This window comes from Corynebacterium hansenii (assembly GCF_030408795.1).
In the GTDB taxonomy this organism is placed as follows: Bacteria; Actinomycetota; Actinomycetes; order Mycobacteriales; family Mycobacteriaceae; genus Corynebacterium; species Corynebacterium hansenii.
Window position 1 is genome coordinate 2,954,582 of the sequence record NZ_CP047211.1, and the last position, 17,704, is coordinate 2,972,285.

The 17,704-nt window shown below is 70.8% G+C and carries 11 protein-coding genes; 6 read left to right on the forward strand and 5 right to left on the reverse strand.

The features are described from left to right. Positions 1-200: 200 nt before the first annotated feature. A complete protein-coding gene (locus tag CHAN_RS13110; RefSeq protein WP_290290434.1) occupies positions 201-1,121 on the reverse strand; it encodes a hypothetical protein in 921 nt (306 codons plus the stop codon). A gap of 122 nt (positions 1,122-1,243) precedes the next feature. Beyond that, positions 1,244-1,876: a hypothetical protein gene (locus tag CHAN_RS13115; RefSeq protein ID WP_290290436.1), complete on the reverse strand. Its 633-nt coding sequence runs from the start codon at positions 1,874-1,876 to the stop codon at positions 1,244-1,246. Positions 1,877-2,322: 446 nt separating this feature from the next. On the opposite strand from CHAN_RS13115, the gene trmB reads away from it, so the two are divergent. The 6 genes from trmB to CHAN_RS13145 all read left to right on the forward strand — a co-directional run bounded on the left by trmB (position 2,323) and on the right by CHAN_RS13145 (position 9,708). Beyond that, positions 2,323-3,060, forward strand: coding sequence for a tRNA (guanosine(46)-N7)-methyltransferase TrmB (gene trmB, locus CHAN_RS13120; protein ID WP_290293535.1), 738 nt, complete (start codon positions 2,323-2,325; stop codon positions 3,058-3,060). Beyond that, positions 3,057-3,713 carry an NYN domain-containing protein gene (locus CHAN_RS13125; RefSeq protein WP_290290438.1) on the forward strand — a complete coding sequence of 219 codons (657 nt, stop codon included), beginning with the start codon at positions 3,057-3,059 and terminating at the stop codon, positions 3,711-3,713. Before trmB ends, CHAN_RS13125 begins: the two co-directional genes overlap by 4 nt. A 7-nt stretch (positions 3,714-3,720) precedes the next feature. After that, the gene (locus CHAN_RS13130) at positions 3,721-6,390 is read left to right on the forward strand and encodes an MMPL family transporter (protein WP_065421420.1); all 2,670 of its coding nucleotides are present in this window, start codon (positions 3,721-3,723) and stop codon (positions 6,388-6,390) included. Beyond that, on the forward strand, positions 6,387-7,469 hold the full coding sequence (locus tag CHAN_RS13135; RefSeq protein ID WP_290290442.1) for a lysylphosphatidylglycerol synthase transmembrane domain-containing protein: 1,083 nt from the start codon (positions 6,387-6,389) through the stop codon (positions 7,467-7,469). Before CHAN_RS13130 ends, CHAN_RS13135 begins: the two co-directional genes overlap by 4 nt. A 98-nt stretch (positions 7,470-7,567) precedes the next feature. Beyond that, entirely contained in the window at positions 7,568-7,921 is a 354-nt protein-coding gene (locus CHAN_RS13140) for a DUF3054 domain-containing protein (protein ID WP_290293537.1), read from the forward strand. A gap of 185 nt (positions 7,922-8,106) precedes the next feature. Further along, positions 8,107-9,708 carry a peptide MFS transporter gene (locus CHAN_RS13145; protein WP_290290445.1) on the forward strand — a complete coding sequence of 534 codons (1,602 nt, stop codon included), beginning with the start codon at positions 8,107-8,109 and terminating at the stop codon, positions 9,706-9,708. Between the two features lie 496 nt (positions 9,709-10,204). On the opposite strand, the gene CHAN_RS13150 is transcribed toward CHAN_RS13145, so the two are convergent. From CHAN_RS13150 to pks13, 3 genes are all read right to left on the reverse strand, one after another. Further along, positions 10,205-10,915 (reverse strand): TM2 domain-containing protein, encoded by a 711-nt coding sequence (locus tag CHAN_RS13150; RefSeq protein ID WP_290290447.1) that lies wholly within the window; start codon positions 10,913-10,915, stop codon positions 10,205-10,207. A 142-nt stretch (positions 10,916-11,057) separates the two neighbouring features. Then, entirely contained in the window at positions 11,058-12,608 is a 1,551-nt protein-coding gene (locus CHAN_RS13155; RefSeq protein ID WP_290290449.1) for an acyl-CoA carboxylase subunit beta, read from the reverse strand. A 5-nt stretch (positions 12,609-12,613) separates the two neighbouring features. Continuing rightward, positions 12,614-17,677 (reverse strand): polyketide synthase Pks13, encoded by a 5,064-nt coding sequence (gene pks13, locus CHAN_RS13160; RefSeq protein ID WP_290290450.1) that lies wholly within the window; start codon positions 17,675-17,677, stop codon positions 12,614-12,616. Between the last annotated feature and the right edge of the window lie 27 nt (positions 17,678-17,704).

The window sequence follows — 17,704 nt, forward strand, 5'->3', positions numbered from 1 at the left end:
TCTCTGCTTCGCGATATTCGGTCTCTGCTTCGCGCCGTTCCGTTCGTCCGCCATTCCGGTCCCGCTCATCTCGCGCATCTCATCTCGCGCATCTCATCTCACGCATCTCATCTCACACACCGTCCCGTCACTTCCCGCCGTTCCCCGCGTTCCCTTCACGTCCCCCACATCCATCACGCCCCCACATCCCCCGCATCCCCTCACCCGGTTTCCGCCCTCAGCGCCGCCGCGAGGTGCCGGGCGCGCCATCCGTCCGCCGGCACCGGCGTTTCGGCGCGCAGCGTCGTCGCGATGTCCCGGTCCCAGGTGCGGCGGACCTTCGCCAGGTGCGCGGCCATCCACCCGGCCCGCTCGCGGGCGATCCGCCGGCGCCGCCCTCCGATCGCCAGCGATGCCGCCAGCCCGAATCCCGCCAGCCCCGTCACGGTCGCCGACGCCCAGCTCGGCAGCCCCGCCCATTGCAGCGGCCCGCCGAGGACCCCGCCCGCGCCGACCGCCGCGCCGAGCGTCAGCAGCCCCACCCCGGCGTCGGTGAAGAAACCCGGCTTCGGCCGTTCCCGCGCCTCGGGCGCGGCCGGGGGCCCGGGCAGTCCCAGCGCTTCGGCGACGCTCTCCCCCGCCTTCGCCACCGCGGCATCGAGCTCGCGCGCACCGGCCGGCGCCGCACCCCGCGTCGCCTCCTCCAGCGCGTCGGCGATGGCATGCGGCAGGGCCGCCTTCCGCTCCCGCCATTGCTTTTCGACGGCCCGTGCCCGCCCGGCGCGATCCGCCGACAGCTGCGCCCCCAACAATCCGCGCCTGCGTTGGCCGGGAGTCGGGGTGATCGGCCGGGCTGGTCCGTCCGCGAGGAGTTTCAGGGTTCTGGCCATGGCGGGGTCGAGGAGCCCGACCGACACGTCGACGTGGACGGCGTCCCGCCATGCGGCGAAATGGTTCCCGCCGCCGTGCTCCCGCGCGCGGTCCACGTCGAGCCCCACCGCGCACCGCCCGGTCGCCCCGGACACGGCTTCCACGAGGTCGACGTCTCCGCGGGTCGGCGGCAACCGGCCGTCCACGAGGATGAGCACCACCGGCATCCGCCCATCGGCGAACCGGATGCCCTCGTCTTCCAGCACCCTCACGTCCGCTCAGTCGGCGGCGGGCCCGGTTCGGGTCACCTCCAACGGCGTCCCGCCGCCCGTGGTCACCTCCAGCGGTGGCCCATCGACCTTGGTCACCTCCAACGGCGGCCCGTCGCCCATGGTCACGGCCACAGCAGGTCCTCCAGTTCATCGCGGACGATGGGATGGGCCGCCGCGATGGCCGCGACGCCCCTCTCGAGTCGGCCCGCCCGCACGTCGGCGAGGACTTCGGGCGCCGTCAGCTTCTCCACCTCTCCGATCAGGGCGTCGACCCGGGAATCCGGCGCAACGGCAGAAATCGGGTCGATGGCCGGTCCGGGGTCTCCGGCGGCGTCGTCAAGCGGGAAACCCCGCCCCCGGAGCGCCCGGGGATCGGCGACCACCTCGCCGGGACGCGCGACCGCCCCCGGATCGTGGGCGAGGGTGATGACGGCATCGGCGTCGATGCGCGGCGCGGGGCCCTCGTCGGCGACGACGGCCCAATGCCCGCGGGCGACCGGGTGCCCGCGCAGCGCCTCCGCCACCGCACCGGCCCCGATTCCCGCCGGGCCGCGCACCGCGATGATCGGCTGCCCCGAGACGGAATCGAGCAACTCCGCCATGTCCACCGCCGCGGCCTCGCCGACGCCCGCCCCCGCCAGCCAATCGACGACCGCCGCCCACAGACGGCCCTCCCGCCCCGATGCGGCGAGTGTCACCGCGGCACCCGCGGTGCTCACGGCAACCACGGCACCCGCCGCGCCCGAATCGCGCATGATCCCCCATTTCCCCCGATAGCCTCCGGGCATTCCCCGAAAGCTCCCGAATATCCCCAAATTTCCCCGAATGACCCGAATTTGCCGGATGTCACCCGTTCGACGTGGCCTTATCCCCCTGCCGCGAACGCGCCCAGTAGATCACGGCCGCCGGACCCGGGCAACAGATCCGCGGCCCGGGGCGACCCGTGCGCGGGCGAAATCACGTGCGCGGGATTATTGACCTCCTCCGCCGGTCGTGAACAATGGGGGCGATGACTAACTCTGATACCCCTGATACGAACTTCGAGCCCCGGGAAGACGCGGATCCCGCATCCGCCGCACCGGGCTCGAACGATGCCGAATCGACGGCGCCCGGCTCCGCAGGCGCGGACACGACCGCCGACGCGCCGGACTCCGGCCGCGTCCCCGACTTCGGCAAGGGCGCCCTCCCCTACGGCCGCCCCATGCAAACCGAATTCGACGACGGCCTCGAGTACCCGCGCATCGGCGGCGTCAGCTTCCGCCGCGGCACCCTCACCCCCGGCCAGGCGGCCATTTGGGACGAGCATTGGGACCGGGTGGGCAAGGTGCTTTCCGACGACGTGATCGACGTCGCCGAATGGTTCGGCCGGACCGGCCCGACGATCGTGGAAATCGGCTGCGGCACCGGCACGTCGACCGTCGCCATGGCGCCGCACGAGGCAGACCGCAACATCATCGCCGTCGAGCTGTACAAGCCGGGCCTGGCGAAGCTGCTGTCCGCCATGACCCGCGAGGGCGTCGACAACATCCGCATGGTCCGCGGCGACGGCGTCGAGGTCCTGCAGCGCATGATCGCCCCCGAGTCCCTCGACGGCGTGCGCCTGTTCTTCCCCGACCCGTGGCCCAAGGCCCGCCACCACAAGCGCCGCATCCTGCAGAGCGGCACGCTGCGGCTGATCGCCTCGCGCCTCAAGCCCGGCGGCGTCTTCCACGCCGCCACCGACCACGCCGGATACGCCGAGTGGATCGACGAGCTGCGCGACGTCGAGCCGTCCCTCGAGCCGATGCCGTGGCCGTGGCCCGAGTCGCCCATGCTGCTCGACCGGCCGACGACGAAGTTCGAGAACCGCGGCCTGAACCTCGACCACGACATCCACGAATACGTGTGGCGCAAGCGCGGCCCCGAGGGGACCGCCGCAACCCGAGAGGACGCCCGATGAGCGGCACCCACCATTACGCCGATTCCCCCGAGACCACGCCGACGCTGCTGCTGGTCTGGGACGCCCCGAACATCGACATGGGGCTGGGCGCGATCCTCGGGTCCCGGCCGACCGCCGCGCACCGCCCGCGCTTCGACGCCATCGGCCGGTGGCTGGTCGAGCGGACGATGGACCTGGCCGATGACATCGGCACGCACATCGAGCCCGAGGCCACCGTCTTCACCAACATCGCGCCGGGCAGCGCCGAGATAGTCCGCCCGTGGGTGGAGGCGCTGCGCAACGTCGGTTTCGCGGTGTTCGCCAAGCCGAAGATCGGCGAGGACTCCGACGTCGACCCGGACATGCTCGACCACATCCGGCGCCGCCGCGAGGAGGGCATCCTCGAAGGCGTGGTCGTCGCCTCGGCCGACGGGCAGAATTTCCAGGAGATGCTCGAGGAACTCGAGCACGCGCGGATCCCGACCACCGTCATCGGCTTCCGCGAGCACGCCGCGTGGGCGGTGAACTCGGACATCATCGAGTTCATCGACCTGGAGGACATCCCCGGCGTGTTCCGCGAACCGCTGCCGCGCGTTGACCTGGAGAACCTGCCGGACGAGGGTGCGTGGCTGCAACCGTTCCGTTCGCTCATGTCCCTTCTCAAGGAGCGCTGACCCGCACATGTTCTATCGATGGGGAGCCTTCGCGTACCGGCATCGCGTCATCACGCCGCTGGTTCTCGTCGTCGGCCTGCTCGCACTGTTCATCTTCTCGGGCACGAAGCTGGGCGACCGGCTCGACCAGGAGGGCTGGGATGACCCGGGGTCGGATTCGACCGCCGCGGCCGTCCTGGAGGAGAAGACGTTCGGGCGGGACAACTCCGGCGACGTGATCGTCCTCGTCGATGCACCCGACGGGGCCACCGTCGATGATCCGGGCCTGAAGCAGAGGGTCAACGAGCACTTCGCCCGCCTGCAGGCCGAGAATTCCCAGTACGTCGACCACGTCACCAGCTACTTCTCCAACAATCAGGCGGTGCTGGCGACGCCGGACAAGAAGACCGCGTTCGTCGCGATCGGCCTGAAGGGCACCGGCAACGACGTCCTGAAGAACTACCGCGCCATCGAGGACAAGATCCCGGTGGCGGGCGTGGACATGGAGGTCGCCGGCGCGACCCCCGTCGCCGGTGCCCTGGATTCGGGCATGGCCGACGACATCGGGCGCGCGGAGCTGATCGGCCTGCCCATCGTGGCGATTCTGCTGCTCCTCGTCTTCGGCGGCGTGGTGGCGGCGTCGATGCCGCTGATCGTGGGCATCCTGTCCATCGCGGGGTCGCTGGGCATCCTGTCGATGCTGGCGTCGGTGACGCAGGTCAACGCCTTCGCCCAGTCGGTGGTGACGCTGCTGGGCCTGGGCCTGGCCATCGACTACGGCCTGTTCATGGTTTCCCGGTTCCGCGAGGAGATGGCCGAGGGCGTGCCCGTCCCCCAGGCGGTGGCGAATACGACGGCGACGGCCGGCAAGACCGTGGTGTTCTCCGCGGCGATGGTCGCGGTCGCACTGTCGGGCCTGCTGCTGTTCCCCCAGGCCTTCCTGAAATCGGTCGCCTACGGCGCCATTTCGGCTGTGGCGCTGGCGGCGCTGCTGTCGCTGTCCGTGCTGCCGGCGCTGTTCGCGCTGCTGGGCAAGAACATCGACAAGTGGAGCATCCGCCGCGCGGGCCGCACCCGCGAGCAGTCGATGAACTCGCTGTGGGGCCGCATCCCGGCCTGGGCGATGAAGCATTCGAAGCTGGTCACCGTGGCGGTGTGCTTCGGCCTGCTGGCCCTGACGCTGCCGCTGATCGGCATCAAGTTCGGCGGCATCAACGAGACCTACCTGCCGCCGGCGAACGAGACCCGCGTGGCGCAGGAGCGCTTCGACGCCAACTTCCCGACCATGCGCACAGACCCGGTGAAGCTGGTCATCGAGGACGGCGGCAACCCGCGCGCGGTCGGCGAGATCTACCAGAAGGCGAACCAGGTCGAGGGCCTGACGGACCGCTTCAAGATCGCCCGGCCGACGAAGGACGGCGTCACCGTGCTGTCGGCGGGCATCGCCGACCGCAAGGACAACGCGCGCGTCGTCGAGCAGCTGCGCGACATCGCCGTCCCGCAGGGCGCGAAGGTCTACATCGGCGGCACTCCGACGATGGAGGTGGAGTCCATCGAGGCGCTGTTCGACAAGCTGCCGTGGATGATCCTCTACATGGTGGTGGCCACGTTCATCCTGATGGCGCTGGTGTTCGGGTCGATCATCCTGCCGGCGAAGGCGATCATCATGACGGCCCTGGGCCTCGGCGCGACGCTGGGCGTGCTCACGGCGATGTTCGTCGACGGCGTGGGCGCGGGCCTGTTCGGCTTCACGCCGGGGCCGCTGATGAGCCCGGTGCTGGTGCTGATCATCGCGATCATCTACGGCCTGTCCACGGACTACGAGGTGTTCCTGGTGTCCAGGATGGTGGAGGACCGCGAGGCCGGCGCAGCCACGCCGCACGCCATCCAGTTCGGCACGGCGAACACGGGCGGCATCATCACGGCCGCGGCGCTGATCATGATCGTCGTGGCCGGCGCGTTCGGGTTCTCGGACATCGTGATGATGAAGTACATCGCCTTCGGCATGATCGCCGCCCTGTTCCTCGACGCGACGATCATCCGCATGCTGCTGGTCCCGGCGGTGATGAAGCTGCTGGGCGACGATTGCTGGTGGGCGCCGCAGTGGGTCAAGCGCATGTCGGAGCGCCTGGGCCACGGGTCGGCGGTGCCGTCGCCGGTGGGCCGCGTGCCCGAGATGGCGGGCGCCCCGGCCGCCCCGTCGGGCGTGGCGGAGGCTCCGGCCGGGTCGGCGACGGCGGTCGGCGCGGCGAGCGCGGCGCGGGGCGTGTCCTACGCCGATGCCCCGCTTGACGACGCCCACCGCACCGCCGAGCAGCCGAAGGCCCCGCCGCTGCCGGCGCACACGGAGTCCGGCGAACCCATCTACGAGGGCGAGCTCGTCGAGGAAGATCCCGCGGCCGGCTTCGGCGGCCTGGACCCGCACGACGATTTCGTCGCGGGCTACGCGGGCGACGCCGACTTCGACGCCGCCGCTGCCGCCGCGGCCGGCGAGGAGCCGATCCACGTGCCGGAGGGCCGCCTGACGGTGCGCGACATCATGCTGCGCCTGGAGTGGGAGAGGCGCGAGGCCCTGGGCCCCGGCGGCTCTTCGGGCGACGCCGGCCACGGGGGCGCCGGACATGGCGCCCACCGCGACGCCGGCCGCGGTGGCGCCGCCTCCGGCGAATCCGACCCGGGGCCGGTCGATAACCGATGACCCGCATGCGCGGCGCCGCCCGCAAGGTGGCGTCCGCCGCCTCGGCTTCGTGGATCCGGTGGGCGCTGACCCTGGTGATCCTCGGCGTCGCGCTGTGGTTCACGGTGCGCAACTGGGGCAGCGTCGTCGACGGCTGGCGGACGTTCCTCCGCGCCGACTTCGGCTGGGTGCTCGCATCGGCCGCGATGGTCGCACTGTCCCTGTTCGCCATGGCCGAGGTGATGCGCCTGCTGCTGCGCTCGGCCCATGTGCCGGTGACCGCCCGCGCCACCAACTCACTGGTGCTCGCCGCCAACGCGTGGTCGGTGTCGGTGCCCGGCGGCGTGGCGTTCTCCACCGCCCTGCAGGTGCGCAGGCAGCTTAAGTGGGGCGCGTCGCCCGTGGTGATCAGCTGGTTCATCCTGCTGTCCGGGGCGCTGAGTTTCCTGGGGCTCGTGGCGCTGGCGCTGGTCGCCCTGTTCTTCATCGGCGGCACCGCACCCGGGCGGCTCATCGCCGCGGGCGCCGCCGTGCTCGCGATGACGGCGCTGCTGTGGTGGTTTTCCCGGAACACGGCGGTGATCGAGACCGTCGCAAAGCAGATCCTCAAGGCCGTCAACGCGCTGCGCCGCAAGCCGCCGGAAAGCGGCGCCGCCAAGCTGCAGACCACCATCCGGCAGCTGACCAGCGTGCGGCTCAGCCCGCTGCGCATGGTCATCGTGTTCGCGTGGTCGCTGATCAACTGGATCGGCGACGTCGCCTGCCTCTACGCGGCCATGCGCGCGGTCGGCGTGGAGGACGTGACGGTGAACACCATCGTGATGGCGTTCGTGCTCAGCAAGGTCGCCGGGTTCATCCAGGCGACCCCCGGCGGCGTCGGCCCCGTGGAGGCCGTGCTCACCGGCACCCTCATCGCCTCCGGCATGGTCGGCACCGATGCCGTGGCGACGGTGCTGATCTACCGCCTCGTGTCGTTCATCCTGCCCGCCGCCGTCGGCTGGGTCGTGTACCTGGTCGGCTACGGCGGCGACCGCCGCAAGGACATCGAAGCGGAAAACGGCGCGGGCGACGATGATGGGGGCGGGCGCCCGCCCGGATAGGCCCTGCGGGCGCAAGCAACCGCAAACAAGAACCGAAACACTCGAAACCGGAATACCGAACCACAGGAGCAACAGTGTCCGTCACCCGCACGATCGCCATGGATTTCTTCGCGATCTTCGCCTTCGCCGTGCTCGCCCGCCTGGCGCACAACACCGAAGCCGACCCGTTCACGCTGACCAACGTGCTGGACACCCTGTGGCCCTTCCTCGTCGGCGGCGCCATCGGCCACGGCATCTGCGCCGCAGCGAAGAAGCACCCGCTGCCCATCGCGCCCGGCGGCGTCATCGTCTGGCTGGCCACCGCCGCCACCGGCCTGGCCATCTGGGGCCTGCGCCACGGGGCCGTGCCGCACTGGTCGTTCATCATCGTCGCCACCGTCATGAGCGGCCTGCTCCTGCTCGGCCTGCGCCTGGTGGCGAAGATCGTGCTCAAGGACCGCACCCCCGCCTGAGCGCCGGGTCGGGAGCCGATCCCGCGCCGAACCGACCCGGTTCGGGGGCACGATCCGATCCCGAACCGATCTGGCGCGGACCAGGCCCGATGCGACCATGATTCCCGCCACAATTCGCGGCCGAGCCAACTCCGAATCACATTTCCGGTTTTTCATTCGGCCCATGAAGGCGAATAATCGGGGACATGGCACATTCATCTGACTCGACCGGGGACAACACGACCCCCGGTCACGATCGGCGCGCGGAGGCCGACCAGCCGACCGCCGCGCGCGACCATGCCGCCGGAAACCGCACCGCACCGGCGGCCACCATCGACGGCGGTTCGGGCACCGGCTCCCACAAGGAGCGAACGTTCCTCGGCCAGCCCTGGGGCCTGGCCAACCTGTTCGGCGTGGAGATGTGGGAGCGCTTCAGCTTCTACGGCATGCAGGGCATCCTGCTGTACTACATGTACTACGCCGTCACCGACGGCGGCTTGGGCATGGACAAGGCGGTGGCCACGTCGATCGTCGGCGCCTACGGTGGCCTGGTCTACATGGCCGCGCTGGTCGGCGCGTGGATCGCCGACCGCCTCATCGGCTCCGAGCGGACGCTGTTCGCCTCCGCCATCCTCATCATGATCGGCCACATTTCGCTGGCGCTCATCCCGGGCGTCATCGGCCTGGCCATCGGCCTGATCTGCGTCGCCCTCGGCTCCGGCGGCCTGAAGACCACCGCGTCGGTGGTGCTCGGCCAGCTGTACTCCCGCGAGGACACCCGCCGCGACGCCGGCTTCTCCATCTTCTACATGGGCGTCAACATCGGTGCCCTGTTCGGCCCGCTGCTCACCGGTTGGATCTGGGTCCTCAAGGGCTTCCACTGGGGCTTCGGCCTCGCCGCCGTGGGCATGGCGATCGGCCTGATCCAGTACATCCTCATGCGGAAGACCACCATCGGCGCCGCCGGCCACGACGTGCCGAACCCGCTGCCGAAGTCGAAGTACCTCTTCGCCTTCGTCGGCGCGATCGCCGTCCTGGTCGTCGCCGTCGCCCTGGTGGCCACCGGCATCGTGCCGGTCGCCTCACTGGCGACCATCGTCACCGTGTTCGCGGGCATCGCTGCGGTGGTCCTGTGGCTGCAGATGTACCTGTCCGACCGGACCACGGCCGTCGAAAAGCACCGCCTGCTGGCGTTCATCCCGATGTTCGTCGCCGGCGTGCTGTTCTTCGGCATTTTCCAGCAGCAGTTCACGGTCATCGCGATTTACGCGGACCAGCGCCTGAACCGCATGATCGGCGGTTTCGAGATGTCCCCGGCGTGGGTGCAGTCGATCAACCCGATCTTCATCATCATTTTCTCGGGCATTTTCGCCGCCCTGTGGACGAAGCTGGGCCGCCGCCAGTGGACCTACCCGGTGAAGTTCGGCGTCGCCAACATCATCATCGGCATTTCGCTGTTCTTCTTCCTGCCGTTCGTCGGCGGCGCCGCGAATTCGACGCCGCTTATCGTGATCGTGTGGATCCTGTTCCTGTTCACCATGGGCGAGCTTCTGCTGTCGCCGGTGGGCAACTCGCTGGCCACGAAGCTGGCGCCGGAGTCCTACCCGACCCGCATGTACGCCGTCTGGATGATGGCCGTGGCCATGGGCACCTCGCTCGCGGGCACCCTGGCCAGCTACTACCACCCGGAGGACGCCTCCGCGGAGTCGAACTTCTTCATCGTCCTCGGCGTGCTGTCGATCGTCATCGGCGCCGCGCTGATCCTGGGCAAGAAGTGGATCGTCGCCCGTTTCGAGGGCGTGCACTAGCCTTCGCGCGGATGTACCCCGCCGACGGGCGCGGAAAGACGGGGTCGGCCCGCCGCATGAGACTTGCGGCGGGCCGGCCCCTTTTCCATTTCGCTTGACGACGCCCACGCGCCACCCCGAGCGGCCCAGGATTCGCGGGCACCCGCACTCGCGACGTCAGATCTCTTCTCGGGCCGCCTCCTTCCGGTGCACAGCAGCTAACCCACCCCGAATCGCGCCCAGCCGCCGCAACCTCCCGGGGCACAGCAGCTAACCCACCCCGAATGGGCAACCCCACCCGTTACAGCGGGTGGGTCTGCGCATTCGGGGTGGGTTTACGTGGGAGTGCGGGGCGCAGACCGGGTAGACGGCGGGCGCACTGCGTCTGGTACCGCGAGTCCCCGGGCGCCGTCACCCCGGTAGCCGGAGTCCGCCGCGGGCGCCCCCGGCGCTGGATCACCCCAGCTGCCGCGATACGCCCGGTATCCGGCGTTCGCAACCTGGCGGGGCATGACGCCTAGACCAGCGGATAGCCGTCCGCGTCGCGTTCGTACTCGCCGGAGCTGGTGAGGATCAGGATGAACTCGACGAACACCCAAATGCCGACCACGAATATGACGAGAAACCCGACGAGCAGGATCATCAGGACACCACCGACGAGCGTCAGCACCAGCTGGATCATGGCCCGGCTGGTGTAGCCGAGATAAAAATTGTGCACGCCCAACATGCCGAAGAAGAGCGCGAACAACGCGGCGGCGACCCTCGACTTCAGGGGGCGGGGCAGGCCGTCGGGCCCGTACGCCTGCGCCGGTTGGTAACCATAGGCCTGCATCTGCCCGTAGGCCGGCTGCGCGTAAAAAGGCTCCTGCCCGGGCTGCGCATACGCCTGCTGGTCATACCCGGGCTGGGCGAACCGGGCATCGGAGGACGGGCTTCCCGCGTCCTGCACCCCATACGGCTGCTGGCCATACGCCTGCTGGTCGTTGGGCTGACCGCCGTAGGGCTGCTGCCCGGAAGCCGCGGCATCCTGGCCGTACCCGCCGTATGGGCCGCCCTGAGCCCCCTGGCCGTACCGGCCATAGGGGTCGTCCCCGCCGTAATCCTGGCCGTAACCCTGGTTCTGGCCGTACCCGTACGCGGGACCCTGCCCCTGGGACCGGCCATTGGAGGAGTTGCCGCTCTGGCCGCCGAAGGGGTTGTCGTAGGGGTTGTCGTAGGGGTTGCTCATCGCCATCTGCTCCTATGGGTCTCTTACGCCGAGCAAAGCCTAGCGCCAGCGCCGGATTCGCGGACCCGCGGGGGCACGCCAAGGTGTTCGACTCCTCCCCCGCCGCGGCGGGGCTCCCGCCCGGGTTGGGGCGGGCACCCGATCACATCGGGGCGATCTCGCGCTTTTTGCGGACCTGCGGCAGCTGCTTGCCCCGCAGCTGCTCGAGGGCGCGGCGCAGCTGCACGCGCGTCTCCGACGGCATGATCATCGCGTCGACGTACCCGCGCTCGGCGGCGACGTACGGGCTCGTCATGTTCTCGTTGTAGAAGTCCATGAACATCTTCTTCATCGCCGGCTGCTGGTCCTCGGGCATCTCGGCGAGCTGCCGGCCCTGGATCATCACCACGGCGGCCTCGGCGCCCATCACGGCGATCTGCGCCGTCGGCCACGCGAAGTTCAGGTCGCCGCCCAGGTTCTTCGAGCCCATCACCGCGTACGCGCCGCCGAAGGCCTTGCGCACGATGATGGTCACCTTCGGCACCGACGCCTGAGCCAGCGCGAAGCCCAGCTTGGCGCCGCGGTGGATGATGCCGGACTTCTCCTGCTGCACGCCCGGCAGGTAGCCGGGGGTGTCCACGACGTAAACGATCGGGATGTCGTAGGCGTCGCAGATGTTGGAGAAGCGGGAGCCCTTCTCGGAGCAGTCCGCGTCGAGGCAGCCCGCCAGGTGCATCGGCTGGTTGGCCAGCACGCCGACGGTGCGGCCGTCGACGCGGGCGAAGCCGGTGATCAGGTTCGGCGCGTAGTCCGGCTGGACCTCGATGAAGTCTTCGTCGTCGAAGATCCTGGTCAGGACCTCCATGATGTCGTAGCCCGCGTTCGGGTCATCGGGGATGATCGTGTCCAGCGACCGGTCGCGGTCGGTGGTCTCCTCCGACGGCGCCCAGTACGGCGGCAGGGGCTCGTGGACGGAGCTGGGCAGACGGTCGAGCAGGTCCTGGACGTAGTTGAAGGCGTCCTCCTCGTCCTCGGCGACGTAGGAGACGTTGCCGTTGCGGGCCTGCTGCTCCGCGCCGCCGAGCTCGGCGGAGGAGATGTCCTCGCCGGTGACCGAGCGGATGACCTCGGGACCGGTGATGAACATCTCGGTGCGGTCCTTGACCGCGATGAGGAAGTCGGTGGTCACCGGGGCGTAGACGGCGCCGCCTGCGCACTTGCCCAGGAGGATGGAAATCTGCGGCGACTGCCCGGACAGGGGCAGCTGGCGGCGCGAGATCTCGGAGTACATGGCCAGCGACGTCACGGCGTCCTGGATGCGGGCGCCGCCGGAGTCGTTGATGCCGATGACGGGGCAGCCGACCTTGGTGGCCAGGTCCATGAGGTCGCAGACCTTCTTGCCGAACGTGACGCCGACGGAACCGCCGTAGACGGACTTGTCGTGGGCGTACACCGCGACCGGGCGGCCGCCGATGCGGGCGGTGCCGGTGACCACGCCGTCGCCGTAGGGCGCGTCGGCTTCGTCGGGGGTGCGGCCGAGCTGGCCGGTCTCCACGAAGGAGCCCGCGTCGACCAGGCGGGCGATGCGCTGGCGGGGCGTCGTCAGCCCGGCCGCGTCACGGCGCGCCTTGGCCCGCTCGCTGCCCGGATCCTGCGCCTGCTTCAGGCGTTCCTTGAGGTCGGCGAGCTTTTCGGCGGTGGTGTTGAGAGTCAATTCGGTTACTGTCCATTCCCGGATTCGGCGTCCAGATCGTTCAGCCGGGCCCCCAGCCAGGAGCCGACCTTGGAGATTTCCGGTTCATCCACGACGGCGAGGTGGTCGCCGCGCAGGTGCACGATCTCCAAATCCTCCACGATAGCGGACCACCCGCCGTCCTCATCAATCGTCGCATAGCGCGGTTCGAGTTCGATGGCGCCGTCGTGCATCCGCTCGGCGCGGAAGAGCACGACCGGCACGTCGACGTCGGCCCAGCGGGTCATGTCGAGCTGGTCGAGGATGCGGTTGTCCACGAACGACGCGCGCTGGTGCTCCAGCACGCCGCCGGACAGGCCGTGCTGCGACGAGTCGGCGGTGGCCAGGAACTGCTCGAGCATGGTCAGCAGCCCCTCCTCGCCCTGCTGGTCGAGCAGGTCGTGCGGCACCGGCAGGTCCAGGCCGTAGGTGCGCTTGGAGAAGTCCGCGTAGCGGTCCCAGCGGGCGTGCATCTCCTCCGGGGTGTCGGGCACCTTTTCGGAGGGCTGCACGGTGTCCAGCAGCAAGATCTGCGCGATCTCGACGCCGGTTCCGCGCAGCTGGTGCGCGACCTCGTAGGCCAGCGCACCGCCGAAGCTCCAGCCGCCGAGGACGACGGGCAGGCCGGCGGAACGCTCCCGGATGTCCTCCAGGTAGGCGGCGGCGCGTTCGGTGATGTCGCCCTCGAGCCGCTCGACGCCGTAGACGGGGGCGTCGGCGGGCAGGCGGCGGACCAGCGGCTGGTAGACGGCGGAGGAACCGCCGGCCGGGTGGAAGAGGAACACGGCGGGCTTCGTCGACCCTTCGGCGCGTTCGCGCAGCACGCGGATGTTGCCCTCGACCTCGACCTCGAGGTGGGGGCGCAGCGTGTCCGCGAGGTCCGCGATCGTCTCGGCGGCGCGGACGTCGCCGACGGTGATCTCGGCGCCGGTGCGCTCCGACAGGCGCGCCGCGAGGGCGTCCGCGGTGGCGTCGTCAAGCGCGGGCAGTGCGTCGGTGACGCCACCGGCGCCCGCGCCGACGACGGTGGCCCACGTGCCGAACGCCATGCGTTCCGACGCATCGCGCGGCGGCACCCCGATCCCCTGCTTTGCGACGCCCGCGTCCGCGCCGTCCGCCGCATCCGTCGCGGCGGCGGGGGCCTGGTCCGCGGAGGCGGCGGTGGAGGAGTCGGCAGAGGAGTCCGCGGAGGCGGCATCGGAGTCGGCCGAAACCGCCGAAACCGAATCAGCGGGGGCACCGCCGGCGTGGGCCTCGGCGACCAGGTTCTCCACGAGGGTGATGACGTCCGCGACGGAGGCGTCGCGAAGCGCCTGCACCTGCAGCGGCGGGATGGAGAAGTCGTGCTCGACGCGGTTCTTGATGCGCATGCCCATCAGCGAATCCAGGCCGAGGTCGATGAGCGGCAGCTCCAGCGGCAGGTCGTCGACGTCGTAGCCCATGGCCTCGCCGACGATGACGCGCAGGTGCGTCTCCACCGGCACACCGGAATCCGGCGACCAGCCGGGCTCGGCGGTCACGGCGGCCGAACCGGCCGCGGTGGGCATGCCCGGGGCGGCGGGCGTGCGGCCGGCCGCGCCGAAACCGGCGGGCGCGCCCGCGGCGGTGGACTCGGCGCCCACGGCGGCGCCGCCCGGGGTCACTCCGGCGACCGCGGCCGACGCTCCCGGCGCACCCGCGGCACCGGCCGCACCGGCGGCGGAACCCCCGGCCGCGGTGCCCGGCACGGTGGCGACGCCGGCCTTGGCCAGCAGCTCCGTGGACCCGCCCTCGACGACGTGCACCGAAATCACGGCGCCGCCGGGGTGGCGGGAGACGATGGTGGTCAGCTCGCCGGAGGCGGGCAGCACGCCGGCCTCCTCGACGGCCAGGACGGTCGCCCCCGGCACGGAGTCGGCGATGGCCGCGTCGATGATGGCGTGGATGGACGGCGCGGTGGCCGCGTCACCCGAGTAGGCGACGTCGCCGCCGGGCAGCGTGGTGCGCGAACCCGGGAGCTTGGCGCGGCCGCCCGTCGACGGGCGCGCGGAGGTCCAGAAGCGCTGGTGGCGCCAGTGGATGCCCGGCAGATCCGCGTAGGCGCCGGGGCCGGCCAGCGCCGACAGGTCGATGTCGTGGCCGTGGGCGTACAGCGTCGCGCAGGCCGCCGCCAGGGACTCCCCGGCGGACTCCTTGCGCTTGAGCAGGTGCACCAGCTGCGCATCCGGCAGGCCGGCGGCGAAGGCGGTGGCCATCGTCGGCATCAGCGCCACGGGGTTCGGCGCGAACTCCACGAAGGTGGTGTAGCCGGCGGCGCACGCGCGGGCGACGGCGTCGGAGAACCACACCGACTGGCGGGTGCAGCGAACGAAGTAGTCGGCGTCGTGGACGACGTCGCCGGGCTGGTACGTCACGCCGCGGTCGACGGAGCTGAACAGCGGCACCGACAGCGGCGTCGGCTCGACGTCGGCGCACTCCGACCACAGCTCGCCCAGCAGCGGGTCCAGGGCGGACGTGTGGCCCGCGCCCTTCACCGCCAGCGGGCGGGCCATCTTGCCCTCGCCGGTCAGGTGCTCCACCAGCGCGCCGATGGCAGGCTTCGGGCCGCCGACGGTGGTCATGGTAGGCGCGGCGTACACGGCCGGCTCGACGCCGGCGAATTCCGGATGCTCGGCCAGCAGCTCGTCGAGCTCGTCGACGGACAGCTCGACCATCGCCATGCCGCCCTGCTCGTCCTCGGCGAGCATCGCCTCGCCCTCGCCCATCAGGCGGGAGCGGGCGCAGGCGACGCGCATGGACTCCTCCAGGGACAGGCCGCCGGCGGCGTAGGCCGCGGCGATCTCGCCCATGGACATGGCCACGACGGCCGCGGGCTCGGCGCCCAGCGCGCGCATCATGTCGGTCTGGGCGATCTGGATGGCGGTGATGCCGATCTGCGCGGACTCGAGGTCGTACGTGCGCTCGTCGTCGGCGATGAGCTCGAGCAGCGACCAGCCGACGGAATCGGCGATGATCTCGTCGCACTTGGCCAGCGTCTCGGCGAAGACCGGCGACAGGGCCAGCAGGTCCTTGCCCATCTTGCGGTGCTGCGAGCCGTAGCCGGAGTAGATCCACACCGGCCCCTGGGCCAGCGGAGCATCCGCGGAGACGATGCCGGGGCCGGTCTTGCCCTCGGCGACGCGGCGCATGCCCTCGATCGCCGACGCGACGTCGGTGGCGGGCACGACGGCCTTGGAGCGACCGCGCGAGCGCGAGGCGAGGGTGCGGGCGACGTCGCCCAGATCCGCCTTGGGGTTGTCCTCCAGCCAGGACGCCAGGTCCTCGGCGGCCAGGCGGCGGCGCGACGGCAGCAGGCCGGACACCGGCAGCAGCGCGGGCATGCCGGCCTCGCGGGCGGCGGCCGCGTCGATCGGCGCGGTCTTCTCCTCCTGCGGCGGGGCCGCCGGCGGGGACGTCAGCACCACGTGCGCGTTGGTGCCGCCGAAACCGAAGCCGGAGACGCCGGCGACCTTGCGGCCGGAGTACTCGGGCCACTCGCGCGGATCCTCGACGACCTCCAGGCGGCCGCCGTCGAAGTCGATGTACGGGTTGGGGCCCGCGAAGTGCAGGGACGGCGGCAGGACGTCGTTGCGCATGGCCAGCACGACCTTGATCACGCCCGCGACGCCCGCGGCGGCCTCGGTGTGGCCGAAGTTCGTCTTGGCGCTGCCCAGCAGCGTCGGGTTGGCGGCGTCGCGACCGCGGCCGAGCACCGTGCCCAGGGCGGAGGCCTCGATGGGGTCGCCGAGGATGGTGCCGGTGCCGTGGGCCTCGATGTAGTCCACGTCCTGCGGGCGGATGCCGGCATCGGCGTAGGCGCGGCGCAGCACGTCGACCTGCGCGTCCGGGTTCGGCGCCGTCAGGCCGTTGGAGCGGCCATCGGAGGTCACCGCGGTGCCCTTGATCACGGCGAGGACCTCGTCGCCGTCGGCCTCGGCGTCCTCCAGGCGCTTGAGCACCACGACGCCCGCGCCCTCGGCGCGGATCATGCCGCTGGCGTCGTCGGAGAACGCGTGGATGGCGCCGGTCTTCGAGAACACGCCGAGCTTGCCGAACGACAGCGTCGCGTGCGGCGACACCAGCAGGTTCACGCCGCCGGCCACGGCCGCGTCGGCGTCGCCGTCGCGCAGGGCGCGCACGGCCTGGTGGATGGACACCAGCGACGACGAGCACGCGGTGTCCATGGTGATGGACGGCCCGCGGAAGTCGAAGGCGTAGGAGATGCGGTTGGCCAGGATCGACGGCGAGGAACCGGTCAGCGCGTAGGGGTGCGCCGTCGACGGGTCGGAGGCCATGAGCATGGCGTAGTCGTTCGTCGTCGAACCCATGAAGACGCCGACGGACTCGCCGCGCAGCTCGGAGGCCGGCAGGTGGGCGTTCTCCAGCGCTTCCCACGTCAGCTCGAGCAGGATCCGCTGCTGCGGGTCCATGTTCTCGACCTCGAGCGGCGACAGGCCGAAGAACTCGTTGTCGAAGCCCACGATGTCGTCGAGGTACCCGCCGCGCGTGTCGCACGACGCCATCTCGGCGGCCAGGTCGGCGTCGCCCTCGAACTCGGACCAGCGGCCCTCGGGCAGGTCGCCGGTGCCGGCGCGGCCGGCGACCAGCAGGTCCCACATTTCCCGGAGGTTGCCGGCGCCCGGGTAGCGGGCGGCCATGCCCACGACGGCGATGTCCATGTCCGTGAGCTTCTCGTCGCGGAGCCGGCGGGACCGGGCGGCCTCCGCGCCGGTCTGGAAGGCGTCGTACGCGGAGTCGTCGGGGTTGTCCACGTCGCCCTCGACCAGGCGCACCGCCAGCTTGGCGATGGTCGGGTACTCGTAGGCGATGGTCGCGTCGAGCCGGACGTCGAGCAGGCTCTCCAGCTCGCCCGACAGGATGACGATGTCGCGGGAGGAGAGCCCGAATTCCTCCATCGGGCGCTCCGGCGTGACTTCCTCCGGCGTGAGGCCGGTGGTGGTGATCACCCAGTCGCGCAGCCATTCGCGCATTCGGGCGACCGTCATGCCGGATCGTCCCTTTTTGTCATCCATCGTGGGCTTTGTCCTTAATAGTTCTGC

Excerpts from the sequence above, each read along its gene's own strand:
- CHAN_RS13115 (WP_290290436.1), bottom strand. The coding sequence starts at position 1,876 with ATGCGCGATTCGGGCGCGGCGGGTGCCGTGGTTGCCGTGAGCACCGCG.
- trmB (WP_290293535.1), top strand. The coding sequence starts at position 2,323 with ATGCAAACCGAATTCGACGACGGCCTCGAGTACCCGCGCATCGGCGGC.
- CHAN_RS13125 (WP_290290438.1), top strand. The coding sequence starts at position 3,057 with ATGAGCGGCACCCACCATTACGCCGATTCCCCCGAGACCACGCCGACG.
- CHAN_RS13130 (WP_065421420.1), top strand. The coding sequence starts at position 3,721 with ATGTTCTATCGATGGGGAGCCTTCGCGTACCGGCATCGCGTCATCACG.
- CHAN_RS13135 (WP_290290442.1), top strand. The coding sequence starts at position 6,387 with ATGACCCGCATGCGCGGCGCCGCCCGCAAGGTGGCGTCCGCCGCCTCG.
- CHAN_RS13140 (WP_290293537.1), top strand. The coding sequence starts at position 7,568 with ATGGATTTCTTCGCGATCTTCGCCTTCGCCGTGCTCGCCCGCCTGGCG.
- CHAN_RS13145 (WP_290290445.1), top strand. The coding sequence starts at position 8,107 with ATGGCACATTCATCTGACTCGACCGGGGACAACACGACCCCCGGTCAC.
- CHAN_RS13150 (WP_290290447.1), bottom strand. The coding sequence starts at position 10,915 with ATGAGCAACCCCTACGACAACCCCTACGACAACCCCTTCGGCGGCCAG.
- pks13 (WP_290290450.1), bottom strand. The coding sequence starts at position 17,677 with ATGGATGACAAAAAGGGACGATCCGGCATGACGGTCGCCCGAATGCGC.